Source organism: Trichlorobacter lovleyi (assembly GCF_015239775.1).
Lineage (GTDB): Bacteria > Desulfobacterota > Desulfuromonadia > Geobacterales > Pseudopelobacteraceae > Trichlorobacter > Trichlorobacter lovleyi_B.
Genome location: NZ_CP058409.1, coordinates 3,006,954 through 3,021,024 on the forward strand (window position 1 = coordinate 3,006,954; position 14,071 = coordinate 3,021,024).

The 14,071-nt window shown below is 56.8% G+C and carries 18 protein-coding genes; 10 read left to right on the forward strand and 8 right to left on the reverse strand.

Annotated elements, in window-relative coordinates; all coding sequences use genetic code 11:
• Nucleotides 1-2 precede the first annotated feature (2 nt).
• Nucleotides 3-998: a YhdH/YhfP family quinone oxidoreductase gene (locus FY034_RS13875; RefSeq protein WP_265551562.1), complete on the forward strand. Its 996-nt coding sequence runs from the start codon at nt 3-5 to the stop codon at nt 996-998.
• 81 nt (nt 999-1,079) lie between these two features.
• On the opposite strand, the gene FY034_RS13880 is transcribed toward FY034_RS13875, so the two are convergent.
• Entirely contained in the window at nt 1,080-1,241 is a 162-nt protein-coding gene (locus FY034_RS13880) for a hypothetical protein (RefSeq protein ID WP_153304697.1), read from the reverse strand.
• Between the two features lie 155 nt (nt 1,242-1,396).
• Here FY034_RS13880 and FY034_RS13885 point away from each other — a divergent pair, with 155 nt between their 5' ends.
• From FY034_RS13885 to FY034_RS13895, 3 genes are read left to right on the forward strand one after another with little or no spacing between them, the layout of a single operon-like run.
• Nucleotides 1,397-1,885, forward strand: coding sequence for a PaaI family thioesterase (locus tag FY034_RS13885; RefSeq protein ID WP_265551565.1), 489 nt, complete (start codon nt 1,397-1,399; stop codon nt 1,883-1,885).
• 49 nt (nt 1,886-1,934) lie between these two features.
• A complete protein-coding gene (locus FY034_RS13890; protein ID WP_265551568.1) occupies nt 1,935-2,417 on the forward strand; it encodes a YchJ family protein in 483 nt (160 codons plus the stop codon).
• Nucleotides 2,414-3,034, forward strand: a complete 621-nt coding sequence (locus FY034_RS13895) for a trimeric intracellular cation channel family protein (RefSeq protein ID WP_265551571.1) — start codon at nt 2,414-2,416, stop codon at nt 3,032-3,034. The genes FY034_RS13890 and FY034_RS13895 overlap by 4 nt, the downstream gene beginning before the upstream one ends.
• Here FY034_RS13895 and FY034_RS13900 read toward each other — a convergent pair.
• Nucleotides 3,031-4,134: a class I SAM-dependent methyltransferase gene (locus tag FY034_RS13900; protein ID WP_265551573.1), complete on the reverse strand. Its 1,104-nt coding sequence runs from the start codon at nt 4,132-4,134 to the stop codon at nt 3,031-3,033. The two genes, FY034_RS13895 and FY034_RS13900, sit on opposite strands and share 4 nt — an antisense overlap.
• A gap of 72 nt (nt 4,135-4,206) precedes the next feature.
• Between FY034_RS13900 and FY034_RS13905 the strand changes: the two genes are divergently transcribed.
• Nucleotides 4,207-4,686: a DsrE family protein gene (locus tag FY034_RS13905; RefSeq protein ID WP_265551574.1), complete on the forward strand. Its 480-nt coding sequence runs from the start codon at nt 4,207-4,209 to the stop codon at nt 4,684-4,686.
• 99 nt (nt 4,687-4,785) lie between these two features.
• Here FY034_RS13905 and FY034_RS13910 read toward each other — a convergent pair whose 3' ends face one another.
• The 3 genes from FY034_RS13910 to ald are packed head-to-tail and all read right to left on the reverse strand — an operon-like array spanning nt 4,786 to nt 7,457.
• A complete protein-coding gene (locus FY034_RS13910) occupies nt 4,786-5,325 on the reverse strand; it encodes a nitroreductase family protein (RefSeq protein WP_265551576.1) in 540 nt (179 codons plus the stop codon).
• Nucleotides 5,318-6,361, reverse strand: coding sequence for a zinc-dependent alcohol dehydrogenase family protein (locus FY034_RS13915; RefSeq protein ID WP_265551578.1), 1,044 nt, complete (start codon nt 6,359-6,361; stop codon nt 5,318-5,320). Before FY034_RS13915 ends, FY034_RS13910 begins: the two co-directional genes overlap by 8 nt.
• Complete coding sequence (ald, locus tag FY034_RS13920; RefSeq protein WP_265551580.1) at nt 6,351-7,457, reverse strand: alanine dehydrogenase; 1,107 nt, start codon at nt 7,455-7,457, stop codon at nt 6,351-6,353. The genes FY034_RS13915 and ald overlap by 11 nt, the downstream gene beginning before the upstream one ends.
• Nucleotides 7,458-7,832: 375 nt before the next feature.
• On the opposite strand from ald, the gene FY034_RS13925 reads away from it, so the two are divergent.
• Complete coding sequence (locus FY034_RS13925) at nt 7,833-8,438, forward strand: OmpW/AlkL family protein (protein ID WP_265551582.1); 606 nt, start codon at nt 7,833-7,835, stop codon at nt 8,436-8,438.
• Nucleotides 8,439-8,528: 90 nt separating this feature from the next.
• On the forward strand, nt 8,529-9,563 hold the full coding sequence (locus tag FY034_RS13930) for an MBL fold metallo-hydrolase (RefSeq protein WP_265551585.1): 1,035 nt from the start codon (nt 8,529-8,531) through the stop codon (nt 9,561-9,563).
• Nucleotides 9,564-9,589: 26 nt separating this feature from the next.
• On the opposite strand, the gene FY034_RS13935 is transcribed toward FY034_RS13930, so the two are convergent.
• Nucleotides 9,590-10,120 (reverse strand): DTW domain-containing protein, encoded by a 531-nt coding sequence (locus FY034_RS13935; RefSeq protein WP_265551587.1) that lies wholly within the window; start codon nt 10,118-10,120, stop codon nt 9,590-9,592.
• A gap of 80 nt (nt 10,121-10,200) precedes the next feature.
• On the opposite strand from FY034_RS13935, the gene FY034_RS13940 reads away from it, so the two are divergent.
• From FY034_RS13940 to FY034_RS13950, 3 genes are all read left to right on the forward strand, one after another.
• A complete protein-coding gene (locus FY034_RS13940; RefSeq protein WP_265551589.1) occupies nt 10,201-10,887 on the forward strand; it encodes a zf-TFIIB domain-containing protein in 687 nt (228 codons plus the stop codon).
• Between the two features lie 152 nt (nt 10,888-11,039).
• Complete coding sequence (locus FY034_RS13945; RefSeq protein WP_012471040.1) at nt 11,040-11,240, forward strand: cold-shock protein; 201 nt, start codon at nt 11,040-11,042, stop codon at nt 11,238-11,240.
• A 134-nt stretch (nt 11,241-11,374) separates the two neighbouring features.
• The gene (locus FY034_RS13950) at nt 11,375-11,542 is read left to right on the forward strand and encodes a hypothetical protein (RefSeq protein WP_265551592.1); all 168 of its coding nucleotides are present in this window, start codon (nt 11,375-11,377) and stop codon (nt 11,540-11,542) included.
• A 34-nt stretch (nt 11,543-11,576) separates the two neighbouring features.
• Here the strand turns inward: FY034_RS13950 and FY034_RS13955 are convergent, their stop codons facing one another.
• Nucleotides 11,577-13,214 (reverse strand): ABC-F family ATP-binding cassette domain-containing protein, encoded by a 1,638-nt coding sequence (locus tag FY034_RS13955; protein ID WP_265555276.1) that lies wholly within the window; start codon nt 13,212-13,214, stop codon nt 11,577-11,579.
• A gap of 126 nt (nt 13,215-13,340) precedes the next feature.
• Nucleotides 13,341-13,931, reverse strand: a complete 591-nt coding sequence (locus FY034_RS13960) for a TetR/AcrR family transcriptional regulator (protein WP_265551594.1) — start codon at nt 13,929-13,931, stop codon at nt 13,341-13,343.
• Between the last annotated feature and the right edge of the window lie 140 nt (nt 13,932-14,071).

Consider the following 14,071-nt stretch of genomic DNA (forward strand, 5'->3'; position numbering starts at 1 on the left):
TCATGGAACCTGTATCGTTTAAGGCGTTCATTGTTGAAGAAACCGCTCCGAAGCAGTTCAGCCGCCGGATTGGCGAGCGGACAGTTGCCGATCTCCCGCCGGGTGAGGTCATCATCAAGGTGGCCTATTCATCCCTTAACTACAAGGATGCGCTCTCGGCCACCGGTAATCCGGGGGTGACCAGAAACTTCCCCCATACCCCCGGCATCGACGCTGCCGGTACCATTGCCGACTGCAGCGACAACAGCTTCTCCCCCGGCCAGCAGGTGCTGGTTACCGGCTACGACCTGGGGATGAACACCAGCGGCGGTTTTGGCCAGTACATTCGTGTGCCGTCGGCCTGGGTGGTGCCGCTGCCGGACGGCCTGACCCTGCGTGAGAGCATGATCCTGGGCACCGCCGGCTTTACGGCAGCACTGTCAGTGCTGAAGCTCGTCAACAACGGCGTGACGCCGGAGCAGGGCGACATTCTGGTGACCGGGGCCAGTGGCGGCGTTGGCAGTATTGCCGTGGCGCTTTTGGCCAGGGCAGGATACCGGGTCGTGGCTGCCACCGGTAAACCGGCTACGGAATCATTGTTGAAAAAGCTGGGGGCGGCTGAAAGTATCCATCGGGATGAGCTGCTGAAAGGGGCTGAACGTCCACTGATGAAGGAACGTTGGGCCGGCGCAGTGGATGTGGCGGGGGGAGCAACCCTGGCTGCGGTGCTGAAGGCTACCCGTTACGGCGGTACCGTAACCTGTTGCGGCCTCGTTGATTCAGCAGAGCTGCCGGCAAACGTTTTCCCGTTCATTCTCAGGGGAGTCAGTCTGCTTGGCATAGATTCAGTGCAGTGCCCAATGGCGCCACGCCTCGAGGTCTGGCACCGCCTGGCCAACGACTGGAAGCTGGACAACCTTGCAGACGCGGTACATGAAATCAGCCTGGATGGATTGGAGGCGGCTATCATGGCCATGCTGGAAGGCAGGGCACAGGGACGTACCCTTGTCAGACTGTAAGACCGCACCTCCTTGCAACGAACAAAAAAGCGGTCCGGCACTGGCCGGACCGCTCATATCAAATAGTGCTCGCAGCGTGCTTTACGTGGTACGCCCTTTACGACCGATCATAACCTTGCCATGATGCGTCATAACATGCACGTTGTGGTTCGGAGCACGGCGGATTACCAGCTCATGTTTGTTGAGCATCGGCACCACAACATGTCGCGTCATCTTGACCGGAGGCACCATACCTTTCATCATCGCCACCCCCTTTCAACGTCTGTTTCTCCATAGTTAGTATACCACAGCCCGCGCCCCCCACAGCAACAAATCTGTTCAGACTTTATTACTCCAACTGAATCTGGTACTGTGAGGCCCGCTGTTTGACCGGAACCATTTTCCCGAGGAGTATGACCGTGGCACCATTACCTGCTGAACAACCTGCTGTTACGCCGACCTTACCGGTGGATCTGAGCGGTGAGGCCGACTGGACCCCTTTTGATGCACCTTCACTGGTGGGCGACTCGCTCCGCTTTGTCTCCGGTGAACCGGACGGCAACCGTTTTCGAGTCCGTTACTACCGTGACCCTGAACAACACCTGCATGCACGTATCTGGTTCGGGCCGGGAACCGAAGGCCCCCCCGGGCATGCCCACGGCGGCGCCATTGCCGCCATAATGGACGAAGCCCTTGGGTTGGCCGCCTGGGCAGAAGGCTACCCGATTGTGGTGGGCAACCTGAATGTCAGTTTCCGCGCCATGCTGCCCCTGCAACGGGTGATCACCCTTGAAAGCAAGGTGGTCTCTGTGGAAGGGCGCAAAGTCATGGTACACGGCCGCCTCTTCTGCGAGGAAACAGTTTACGCAGAGGGGCAATGCCTCTGCATCACTATTCCCGGACGATAACAACTTTAACCAGCAAACCATCACACACTCTTATCTGGAGACGAAACCCATGACCACCTGTCCCTGCGGCAGCACCAAACCCTATAGCGATTGTTGTGAACCGATCATCAAAGGCAGCCAGCCGGCAGAAACCGCCGAACAGCTGATGCGGGCCCGTTACAGCGCCTACACCCGGACTGAAATGGACTTTGTCTTCAACAGTACCGATCCGGCAAACCGTGCGGGCTACGACCATGACGGCACCCGGGCCTGGGCGGAAAACTCGGAATGGCTGGGACTGCAGATTATCGGCACCAGCAAGGGTGAAAAGGATGACACAACCGGTGAGGTTGAATTCATTGCCCGTTTCAAAGAAAACGGCACCCTGCGGGAACACCATGAAAATGCGCTTTTCACACGCAAAGAGGGCAGCTGGTACTTCAGCGACGGCGTCATGGTCAAGCCGAAGCCGATCACCGTCACCAAGGTTGGCCGTAACGACCCCTGTCCGTGCGGCAGTGGTCAGAAGTACAAGAAGTGCTGTGGCAAATGAGTTTTCTCTACAGCCTTGATCTGCTGGGAACTGCCGCCTTTGCCGCTTCCGGGGCACTGGCGGCTATCCGGCGGGAAATGGATCTGTTCGGCGTATTGATGCTGGGGCTGGTTACCGCCTGCGGCGGCGGCACCCTGCGTGACCTGCTGCTGGGTGATACCCCGCCGTTCATCTTCAAGGATGAAACCTACCTCTACCTCTCGGTTGCGGTTGCGCTGCTTGTCTTCATCTTCCGCCACCACCTGGAGTTTCTGCATCATCCCCTGCCCTACTTTGATGCCGTTGGACTGGGCACCTTTGTGGTGATCGGCACCGGCAAGGCACTGGAGTTCAAGCTTGGGCTGTTCGGCTCGGTCATGATGGGAGTCATGACCGCCACTGCCGGCGGTATGATCCGTGATCTGCTGTCTGCCCAGGTACCGATGGTGCTGCAGCGTGAAGTCTACGCCTCAGCCTGCCTGGCGGGCGGAACCCTGCTGTATCTGCTGCACCGCTACACCAACATCCCCCATGCCTGGTCCCTGCTTGCTGCAGCCCTGCTGGTGATCAGCATGCGCCTGCTGGCCATCCGCTATAACTGGGCCTTGCCCCGCGCCAACGACTTCTACCGGGATTAATGACTGCAGCTCCCCTCCCGCAGCCTGACCAGAAACAGCCTCTGCAGATACTCTTCAGCCTGCTGCCTTTCAGTGACTGAGAGCTCCAGCTCGGCCCTGGGCCTGATGAAGCGGCGCAAAAAACGCCGCACGCCCCAGCTCAATGCAGGATTGTCATGCCCCAGCCGTTCAATCGGCACCGGCGCAGCAGGGCTGAGCAGTGAGACCGCCTCCCGCAAGGCCGGGTTCAACATCAGACGTGAACCTGATGACGGGCTGGCCGCACCTTTGCAATCCCGGCCCAGGTAACAGATGATATTGGCGCGGGTCTCTCGACGGCGGTCCAGCTCCCGCAGCCGGATGATCTCCTGCTGCGGGTCAGCCAGCGCATCCAGATGGGTAAACAGCAGCGGCTTCAGCCCGGTCCGCCCCACCAGTTCCATGAACTCGTCAATCCGGTAGGTGGTGACATTGGGATGCAGGAACAGGTCTGCCAGCCCGGAGTCATTTTTCGCCTCCCAGGCAGCATCGACATAGTTCCGCAACCGGCTGCCCGGTGCGGACCTTTTCACCATCCGCTTGACAGCAGCCAGATCCCGCACCTTCAAGAGCCGCATGGCACGCCGGACCGACTCCGCCTCCTGCCGTGCATAGCGGCCATAGACCATCACCCGCAGGATGCCGCCGGGCAGCAGCCGCCGCTCCAAGGCTTGCATGCCGGCTGCCGGGTCATCCAGGTGGTGCAGCACCCCGAACGCCTCAATAAAGTGATACGGCCCCGGAGTGACGGATGGATCGAGAAAATCACCCTGCCGTAAGGTGACGTTAAACCGTCGATGCAGCAGGCAATGCAGCCGTGCCCGCCTGAGATTGTGCCGTGCCAGATCAACCCCGGTAATCTCCGCCGCCGGGTTTGCAAGCGCCATCGGATACGGGGCAAAGGCCCCACAGCCGGAGAGCAGGATCTTCCCGTCCTGTTCCGGCAGCAACTCTCCGTTAAAGCGGCCCCAGAGCGCCGTCAGGTTCATGGCATAGGTATCGTAACGACGCACCGAGGCCAAAAGCGGATAATAGGGATAGGGATGGCGCTCGTAGTGACCGGTTACTTCACGAAACGACATAACGGCTCCTGATTGCAGTAATGCCATGATTGGCGTATGCTATTTAAAATACAGCAAAAGGGGGGATGTATCATGAAAAAGCTGGTTTTTGTTCTTGCCTCGACGCTGCTGCTCACACTGTTTGCTTTGCCGGCCGCCATCCATGCCGACAGCACTCTACCAGACGACCGGTTTGCCCTCAAGGGATTGAAGCAGGCCCATGCCATTTTTGATGTTCGCCTGGCAGAGCTGGACAAACTGCTGTTTAACCTGAAGCTGGTCAAGGAGACCTGGGAGGGGATCAGCAGCCAGAAGGTCAAACCGACCATGATTGTCTCCCTGCGGGGACCGGCGGTTAAACTGTTTACAAAGGAGCAGGCGGTGCCGGAGTTGAAGGAACTGCTGAACGATCTGAAGCAGAAAGGGATCAGGATTGAAATCTGCAGCGTGGCCACCAGGGTTTTCAAGGTTGATAACGCACAACTGCTGCCTGACCTGCTACTTGTGGGCAACGTCCTGACATCGCAGATTGCCTGGCAGAACAAGGGCTATGCCTTGATCACCCTCAACTGATTCCATCCCGGCTTCAGGGCACAATCTGCGCCAGGCTGAAGCCGGAATAAGAGCACCCTGCAGTACCGCAGCCCGGACTGGACGGTACTGCAGGCGTCCTCACGTCTCCCCCCAGAGCTTGTCGTAGCGGTTATGTCTGATCTTGCTGTAGTCCAGCTGGCTGACTGCCAGGGCACGGCGTTTTTCTGCCGGGTAGCCAATCCCGATGATCGCCTCTACCCTGATCCGCGCTGGCAGCCCCAACAACTCCTGTACAAACTGTTCAGCGGTCATCTGTTTGTCATGCTGCCGTTGCCGGATCTGCGCCCAGCAGCTGCCCAACCCCAGTGACTGGACCGTCATCTGGAGCAGAATGGCGGCAATTGAGCAGTCCTCCACCCAGACGTCCGACCTGGTCTCGTCGGCGCAGATCACAACCGCCAGCGCAGCCCCTTTCAGAAAGCCGGAACCATGCAGCTTGGCGGTTGACAATCGGGCCAGCAGTTCACCATCATCCACCAGCACGAACTCCCACGGATTGATGCTGCGGGATGTCGGTGCCCGCAGCAACGCCTCCACCAGCAGTTCAACCTGCTTCGTCTCAAGTGCCTGCCCGGTAAAGCTGCGAATACTGCGCCGTTTACGGATCAGCTCAATCACCTCTGGCTCCCCTCTTCCTCATCTGTTCATCAACCAGCAACACCCCGGCTCCTTCCAGCTGTCCTGACCGCAGCGCTGCAAGGGCCTCGTTGGCCTGCTCCAGCCTGAAGGCCGTGACCTCGGTCCGGACCGGCACCCGGGGTGCCAAAGCCAGAAACTCCTCGCCATCCCGGCGGGTCAGGTTGGCCACCGAGACCAGCGAACGCTCCCCCCACAGCAGATCGTAGGAAAAAGAGGGGATGGGACTCATATGGATACCGCCGCAGACCACCCGGCCGCCTTTACGCACCGCCTGCAGGGCAGCAGGCACCAGTTCTCCGGCCGGAGCAAAGATGATGGCACTGTCCAGCTCCTGCGGAGGCCTGTCAAAGGAACCGCCCGCCCAGCAGGCCCCCATCCGACGGGCAAAGGCCTGCCCGGTCAGGTCCCCCGGCCGGGTAAAGGCATAGACCTGCCGCCCCTGCCAGACCGCCAGCTGGGTCACAATATGCGCTGCTGCACCAAAGCCGTAGATCCCCAGCTGGCTGCCCTCCCCCGCCATCCGCAGCGAGCGGTAGCCGATCAGTCCGGCACACAGGAGCGGGGCCACCTGCAGATCGGGATAGCCGTCCGGCAGTGGAAAACAGAACCGTGCGTCAGCAAGGCAGTACCCGGCAAACCCGCCGTTGATCTGGTAGCCGGTAAAGACGGCATGATCGCACAGATTTTCCTGGCCGCCCAGGCAATAACGGCAGCTTCCGCAGGTCCCCCCCAGCCAGGGGACACCGACCCGCTGGCCAATGGCATCCCCGTTCACACCGGCTCCGCAACGGACCACCCTGCCAACAATCTGATGCCCCGGCACCAGCGGCAGCCGCGGCTCTGTCAGCTCACCGTCCACAATATGCAGATCCGTGCGGCAGATGCCACATGCCGTCACCTCCAGCAGCAACTGTCCGGCACCCGGCTGCGGCACGTCAAGCTCCCGCAACTCAAGGGGGGCACCCGGCCGATTCAAGACCATGGCCAGCATTTTCGGCGCCAGCTCAGGCAGCATGATCAGCCTCGGCAGGTGGTTCAGCCAGCGAAGCCGCCAGCCCGGGATGCATGACCATGCCGGCCTTGATATTCAACGCAGAGGCGAGTTCCGGCGACACCTGAACGGCCTGTTCTCCCCCCAATTGTGCCAGCAGACGGATGTAGGGCAGGGTTGCATTGGTCAAGGCCAGCGTAGATGTCCTGGGATAGGCGCCCGGCATGTTGGCCACGCAATAATGGATGATGCCATCAACGGCATAGACCGGCGCCTCGTGGGTGGTGGGACGGCTGCTCTCTGCACAGCCCCCCTGATCAATGGAGACATCCACAATCACCGCCCCCGGCTTCATCAGTGACAGCATGGCACGGCTGATCAGCAGTGGAGTTCTGCCGCCGGTGGCATACAGGGCACCGACCACCAGATCTGCCTGAGCCAATTCCTCCAGCAGACTCTTGTCAGACAGTAGTGCGGTTGCCACCCGGCCGTCAAACATGCGGGAAATGCTGCGCAGGCGCTCACTGCCGCGATTGAGCACCACGGTCTCCATACCGATCCCGAGAGCTATTTTTGCGGCCCCGGCTCCCACGATGCCGGCCCCCAGGATCAGGGCCCGGGCTGCCTGAACCCCCGGGGCACCGCACGGCAGCAGGCCGTTCCCTCCCTGCGGCCGCTGCAGATAGTAGCAGCCCATTAACGGTGCCATCCGTCCGGCGATCTCGCTCATCGGCTCCAGCAACGGCTTGCGGCCTGCCTTTTCAACGGTTTCGTAGGCAAAGGCGGTAACCTGACGCTCCAGCAGATGGTGAGTCAACGGCCGGTTGGGCGCCAAGTGCAGGTAGGTGAACAGCATCTGCCCCGGTCTGAGCAGGTCATATTCAGCCGGCAGCGGTTCTTTGACCTTGACCAGCAGCTCCGCCTGTTCAAACAGGACCTTCCGCTCCACCAGCTGCCCACCTGCCTGCCGGTATTCCTCATCACTGAAGCCGCTGCCGGCACCGGCACCTTGCTCCACCAGGATCTGATGTCCGTCGCCGCGCAGTTGCTCTACCCCCTGTGGCGTCAGCGCGACACGGTACTCATGGGTCTTGATCTCACATGCTACACCAACTCGCATCAGCCGCCTCCTGTCGTACCGGACCAGAACAGAATCTTTTCTGCAAGTCTAACAGTCCCGCCATCGATGTCAAACAGCGGCACCACGTTCCAAAAAATCAAAAAATATTAGACCACGTAAGACAGCTTCGTGCAAAAACAACATCTCTCAATGCGTGATTTATGCAGAAAGTTCTTGCCCTCTTTGTCGCGCAACTTGTTGCAAAAACGTCACAATTCAATATTCAATATATTTAACTTATCGCATTTACTGCATTTTTTTCTTGACTTAGGTCAAAAACAGGGCTAATTCCCACACAAAAAGACATGTAATATCTTTTTGGACCTTTTGGGGAGCAGGACTCCCCTTACTTCGAATGAAAGGCAGGGCAACAAGATGAAAAAATGGTGTGGCGTAGCAGCAGCGGCAGCGGTGTTGGTAATGGGGGCAGGTCAGATTGCACAGGCAGCCGATGACTACAAGTCATTCGGTGTGAGATTACGGGCGATCTACGTCAAACCAGCCGAATCATTTGATAGTCGCCTTAGTTCACTTTCACCTTCACTCACCGACAACATTATCCCCGAACTTGATCTAGAATACTTCTTCACAAAAAACATCTCAGCAGAACTGATTGCCGGTGTAACCAAGCACGACCTGAAGTTGGGAGCCAATGTTGCTGGCTCTACCTATGGTCTGCCTCCCACCGTCACCATCAAATATCATCCTCTGGCAGGCTCCATTGTCAGCCCCTACATCGGCTTCGGTATCAACGCAATGTTCCCGTTCGACTCTAAAATGAATGGACACTCTCTATCAATTGACAACAGTATTGGCTGGGCCGCCCAGGCAGGCACTGACTTCAAGGTTACTGAGAACCTTTATTTCAACATTGATTACAAGTATCTCAATGCTGATACCAAGGCTAATATTGATGGCACTAAATTCAATCTCGACTTAAACCCTCACCTGTTCGGTATTGGTGTAGGCTACCGCTTCTAAGTTGCCAACATCAAATAAAGAGGTCAAAGGGTATTTCTCCGCCCTTTGACCTCTTCGACGTACAACCTGCGTCTTACCTGAGGTGCTCTCATGGGCAGTCATAGCAGCCTGGACGAAGCGATTGAAATTTCAGCCGGCATTTACTGGGTTGGTGCCGGCACCAAGACCTTCCTGAGCAGAAACAGCTTCCTCAGGGTCTATGAGGGCAACAAAACAACCGGCACCTTACTGATTGATCCTGGTCCGACCAGCGATTTTGTCAGCCTCTCCCACAAAGTCTCCTCCATACTGCCCGGCGGACTGGCAAGCATCAACCTGGCGTTCATCAATCACCAGGACCCGGACGTGGTCGGGGTGCTGCCCAAGCTGTACGCCATGAACAGGAAACTGAACATTATCGCCACCGAAGACACCTGGCGTCTGGTCAGCCTCAACGGATTGGCCTCAGTCCGTTTCCGCTCGATTGATCAGGTCCAGGAACAACGGCTGGTCCTTCCCACCGGTCACAGACTCCAGTTCATCCCGACCCCCTACTGCCATTTCAGGGGGGCCAGCATGATTTATGACCTGGAATCACGGATACTTTTCACCGGCGACTTTCTAGGCGGGGTCGAAGCATCCGGTTTGATTGCAACCCAGGAAAACTGGGCCGGCATCAAGGCCTTCCATCAACTCTACATGCCGTCAAACGAGGCCATCAAGCTTGCCGTCAAAAAGATCAGGGCGCTTGAACCGGCACCACTGACCCTGGCGCCCCAGCATGGCGGCCTTATCAGGGGCGATCTGATTGAGCTGGTTCTGGAAAGGATCAGCGAACTGCCGGTGGGACTGGATATCGTCACCTCGTTCAACGACAGACTGCCGGCCCTGATTACCGGGCTGAACGACGTGCTGGTGGCGGTCAAGGAGACCATGGGAGAGTACAAGGTTGATAGGATCCTGAGGGATTTCAAACCGGAAGGGGAATACCCGTCCCTGATCACCCTGGGACGCGACGGTTTGGTGAAGGATATAAAGGGCGATCCGTTTGAGGCAATCAATGCACTGCTGAACTCCTTTATGGACTCGGCCACGGAAAAACAGCAGAAACTGTTACGTCCCATGTTCAACCTGTTGATGCTGTAACCGCGCACCGCCGGACCGGTAGCCGCTCAGGCGGGATCATCGTTACAGGCCGCCGTTCCAGTCACGTTTTGAGCTGACCTGATCGCCGTGAGGGGCCGCATGTACGCCAGAAAGAGTTCCTCAAGCCGGTCTGCCATGATAGCGTGGCCTGTTGCGCGCAGGATCTCGATCACCGATTCTGCAGTACACAAACCGGACGCCTTCTGATTTTTCCTGAGGTTATAGCGTGACTTTCCGGCCGGTTTCAGACTGATCCGGCGCACCTGCTGCAGATACGGACTGCGCTGGTGAATCTTGCGGGCTTCATGCCAGGTACTGTCAATTATGATAAACTGCCTGATGCCGGTCAGATCGGCCTCCTCTTCATCAGCACCACCAGGATAGAGCAACGCCACCCCACCGGATGAGATCTCATCCAGCAGCCCAGCCGGCGGATTCAGACGGTCCCAACGGATCTGCTCAGCCGCCGGGCCCAACACCTCCAACACCAGACGACCGGTATTCGATTTCTTTGGTATCTCTTTAAAATGTGTCAACAGGGTAATCTTCAGCTGCATCGGCTCCTGCTTCCCTTTGGCTGTTTTTTCAGTATACTAGCATGCTGTTTGTCAGAACCTATACCAAGAAGGTGGCATCAATGGCCAGATGTTCTAACTGTAAAGCCCCTTTGGCTCCTGGTTCCCTGCTCTGTGCCTACTGCGGAAACCGCACGGATGTTGACCTGAAAGGGATTCATTACTACACCACCCACGAAAATGACACCCCGCGCAGGTGCCCCCGCTGTGACATCAAGCTCAAAACCCTGGATCTCAAGCTGAACGGGCGATTCTTGATCGATCGTTGCGAAGAGTGCCTGGGAATATTCTTTGATCCCGGTGAGCTCGAGGCACTGCTTGAGGCAACCGTCAAACATGTTGCCGGCATTGATCGTGCCGGCCTGGAGGCCATCAACGAAAAGCGGGAGCCGAACCAGTACCCGATCGCCTATATCAAGTGTCCGGTCTGTTCACAGTTGATGCACCGGGTTAATTTTGGTGCCAGGAGCGGGGTTATTGTGGACCGCTGCAAGGAACACGGCCTCTGGCTTGATGGCGGTGAGCTGCGCCAGCTGTTTGAATGGATGAAGCTGGGCGGGCAGCTGCTTGAGCAACAGCGACAGGAACAGCAACGCAAGGAGGCTGATCAGCGTGAAAAGGAACAACGCCAGAAACTCAAGGGCTACGAAGACGAACCTTCGGCGTTTGGCAGCTTCAGTGATCCGCTGCGCAGCTCGGACCCGGACCTGCTCGGACTTATCATCAAGGCGTTCAGGTTTTTGATCTGAGCAATTTCCGGAGCGGGACCGGTACGCAGGTATTTATTTTTAATTATTGAAGGTATCGATTGACTTTACCGGAAGAAGACTGTTAGTGTGAATACTACATTTCAGCATCACGCTGAACACAACAACAGGAAGCATCAGGAGAAGGTACACAAATGGTAAACGGAACAGTAAAATGGTTCAACGACAGCAAGGGTTTTGGTTTTCTTGAGCAGGAGAACGGCGAAGATGTATTCTGCCATTTTTCCGCTATTACAGGTGAAGGATTCAAATCCCTTGCTGAAGGCGATAGAGTTACCTTTGAAGTAACCAAAGGCCCTAAAGGTCTGCAGGCTTCAAACGTAACCAGAATTTAAGCTTTAGCAAATGCAGTTTTATGAGCCCCGGGATAACCTCGGGGCTTTTTTTGTACTGCTGCGGCAGCAGCGATCCCGGCACCTGTCACCTTCGCTTATCCGATTACAATTCCCCGCCTACAGGAGCATGACCCATGGCAAAACCGAATTTTCAGTTTCAGAAACGTCAGAAAGAGCTGGAACGCAAGAAAAAGAACGATGAAAAACTGCAGCGCAAGCTTGCAAAAAACAACCAGGTTGATACTGACACTGACACTGACAGTGCTGAGGCAGAGCTAGAGGAAGAAGGGGAGACAGCATAACGCCGCCTGCCTCCCCTCTGCCTGTCTTTCAGCGCTACAACGTCAGGTCTGCATGCCCCTGACAGAGCTGGTCACGGGTCCTGGCCACCTCTTCATTTTCCAGATATTCCTCAAAGGTCATCATCCGGTCAATTATGCCACCCGAGGTGAACTCCACGATCCGGTTGGCCACGGTACTGACAAACTCGTGGTCATGGGAGGCAAACAGCACCACCTCGCTGAACGAGATCAGGCCGTTGTTCAGCGCCGTGATCGATTCCAGGTCAAGGTGGTTGGTCGGCTCATCCAGAATCAGCACATTGGCACCGGTCAGCATCATGCGGGAAAGCATGCAGCGTACCCGCTCCCCCCCGGAAAGGACCTTGGTCTTCTTGGTGGCCTCGTCACCGGAGAACAGCATCCGCCCCAGAAAACCGCGGGCAAAGGTCTCCCCTTCGTTGGGAGGCGAGTACTGGCCAAGCCATTCAATCAGGTTCAGATCATTATCAAAGTAGGACCCGTTTTCCTTGGGGAAATAGGCACTGGTGATGGTCACTCCCCAGCGGAAACTGCCGCTGTCCGGCTCCAGCTCACCCGCAAGAATCTGGAACAAGGTCGTCTTGGCCAGACTGTTGCCGCCGACAAAGGCGATCTTGTCCCCCTTGCGCAGATTCAGGTTCAGATCCTTGAAGACCTGGACACCATCGACGGCCTTGGAGAGGTCGGTAACCTCCAGGATAATATCGCCGCAGGGACGCTCCGGCTTGAAGACCACATGGGGATACTTGCGGGATGAAACCGGCATCTCCTCAATGGTCAGTTTTTCCAGCAGTTTTTTACGCGAGGTTGCCTGCTTGGCCTTGGAGGCGTTGGAACTGAAACGCTGGATAAACTCCTTCAGCTCATTGGCCCGGTCGGTCACCTTGCGGTTTTCATCCTGTTTCTGCTTGAGAGTCAACTGGCTGGCCTGATACCAGAAATCGTAGTTACCCACATAGACCTGAATCCGGCCAAAGTCGATATCCGCCATATGGGTACAGACCTGATTCAGAAAGTGACGGTCGTGGGAAACCACGATCACGGTGTTGTTGAAGCGGGACAGGAACTCCTCCAGCCAGTTGATGGTCTTCAGATCCAGGTGGTTAGTCGGTTCGTCCAGCAACAGGATATCCGGGTTGCCGAACAGCGCCTGAGCCAGCAGCACCCGCACCTTCTCGCCACCATCCAGTTCCTTCATCTGCTTATGCCGCAGCTCCTCCGGTATGCCCAGGCCGTTCAGCAGCACCGCGGCCTCTGACTCGGCCTCGTAACCGTTCATCTCGGCAAACTCGCCCTCCAGTTCGGCGGAGCGGATGCCGTCCTCCTCGGTGAACTCCCCCTTGCTATAGATCGCCTCCCGCTCATGCATCACCTCGTACAACCGGGGATTGCCCATGATAACGGTGTTGAAGACGGTATGTTCGTCAAAGGCAAACTGATCCTGCTTCAGGAACGAGATCCGCTCACGGGGGCCGACACTGATGGTGCCGGAGTCGGCCTCGGACAACCCGGCCAGGATCTTCAAAAAGGTCGATTTCCCGGCCCCGTTGGCACCGATCAGACCATAGCAGTTGCCCGCCACAAACTTGATGTTGACATCCTTGAAGATTACCCGCTTGCCGTAGGCCAGGCTGATGTTGTTGGCGCTGATCATCGTCATTCTCTCTTTCTGGTCAATAAAAGAGCCACAGGGAGGCTCCCTGTGGCTCAGGTGTTGTCTAGCTTATAGCATGATAGCCTGTATGTAGCAATTCTAAACCTTAGAAACGCCTTACTGTCACTATGTTGTCATAATGCCTTTGGTAAAAATCAGCAGGTACTGCTGTACCAGCTGTTCATCCTGCTCAGGCGCATGACTGATCAGGCTTTCTGTAGCCAGCAGACTGAGAAAAAAGTAGTTAACCATACCAGCCAAGGCCAAAGAGGCATTAACGGCATGGATCTCCTTGCGGAATACCCCCAACTGAACACCGTCCTCAATCACCTCTGCCAGCCCCCTGATTACCTTGTTGATTGCCGGCGCCACAATTGTCGGAAAGAAACCGGTGGGATTGGTCAGCTCACTGGTGTAGAACCGCAGCAGGTGTGGATGATTACGGTGACGTTGCAGCGTCCAGCGCAGATAGGCCTCAAGCACTCCCAGCGGTCCTGCTCCGGATTGGCGCAGATCCTCAATCTGGTCGAAACAGGCAAACTGTTCCTGAAGCACGGCAGCATACAGCCCCTCCTTGCCGCCAAAATAGTATGACACCATGGAAATACTGGCCCCGGCAGCCTGGGACAACGCCCTGATGCTGACACCATGCAGACCATGCTCGGCAAATAATCGTGTGCCAACCTCCACCAACCTGTCGCGGCAATCCGGCTTCATCGTTTCACTCCCAGCCATTCAGAGACGTTCTTCCAAAGAGTAACAAAGTCACCATCAGAATCCAATTTTATTGCTGCAGCCGCACAATTAATTCTTGCACCGCAGTTCGTCGTGTCGCTATTATATAATTCTAACGAACG

Coding starts and splice junctions, on each gene's coding strand:
- FY034_RS13875 (WP_265551562.1), top strand. CDS start 3: ATGGAACCTGTATCGTTTAAGGCGTTCATTGTTGAAGAAACCGCTCCG.
- FY034_RS13880 (WP_153304697.1), bottom strand. CDS start 1,241: ATGATGAAAGGTATGGTGCCTCCGGTCAAGATGACGCGACATGTTGTG.
- FY034_RS13890 (WP_265551568.1), top strand. CDS start 1,935: ATGACCACCTGTCCCTGCGGCAGCACCAAACCCTATAGCGATTGTTGT.
- FY034_RS13895 (WP_265551571.1), top strand. CDS start 2,414: ATGAGTTTTCTCTACAGCCTTGATCTGCTGGGAACTGCCGCCTTTGCC.
- FY034_RS13900 (WP_265551573.1), bottom strand. CDS start 4,134: ATGTCGTTTCGTGAAGTAACCGGTCACTACGAGCGCCATCCCTATCCC.
- FY034_RS13905 (WP_265551574.1), top strand. CDS start 4,207: ATGAAAAAGCTGGTTTTTGTTCTTGCCTCGACGCTGCTGCTCACACTG.
- FY034_RS13915 (WP_265551578.1), bottom strand. CDS start 6,361: ATGCTGCCTGAGCTGGCGCCGAAAATGCTGGCCATGGTCTTGAATCGG.
- ald (WP_265551580.1), bottom strand. CDS start 7,457: ATGCGAGTTGGTGTAGCATGTGAGATCAAGACCCATGAGTACCGTGTC.
- FY034_RS13925 (WP_265551582.1), top strand. CDS start 7,833: ATGAAAAAATGGTGTGGCGTAGCAGCAGCGGCAGCGGTGTTGGTAATG.
- FY034_RS13930 (WP_265551585.1), top strand. CDS start 8,529: ATGGGCAGTCATAGCAGCCTGGACGAAGCGATTGAAATTTCAGCCGGC.
- FY034_RS13935 (WP_265551587.1), bottom strand. CDS start 10,120: ATGCAGCTGAAGATTACCCTGTTGACACATTTTAAAGAGATACCAAAG.
- FY034_RS13940 (WP_265551589.1), top strand. CDS start 10,201: ATGGCCAGATGTTCTAACTGTAAAGCCCCTTTGGCTCCTGGTTCCCTG.
- FY034_RS13945 (WP_012471040.1), top strand. CDS start 11,040: ATGGTAAACGGAACAGTAAAATGGTTCAACGACAGCAAGGGTTTTGGT.
- FY034_RS13950 (WP_265551592.1), top strand. CDS start 11,375: ATGGCAAAACCGAATTTTCAGTTTCAGAAACGTCAGAAAGAGCTGGAA.
- FY034_RS13955 (WP_265555276.1), bottom strand. CDS start 13,214: ATGATCAGCGCCAACAACATCAGCCTGGCCTACGGCAAGCGGGTAATC.
- FY034_RS13960 (WP_265551594.1), bottom strand. CDS start 13,931: ATGAAGCCGGATTGCCGCGACAGGTTGGTGGAGGTTGGCACACGATTA.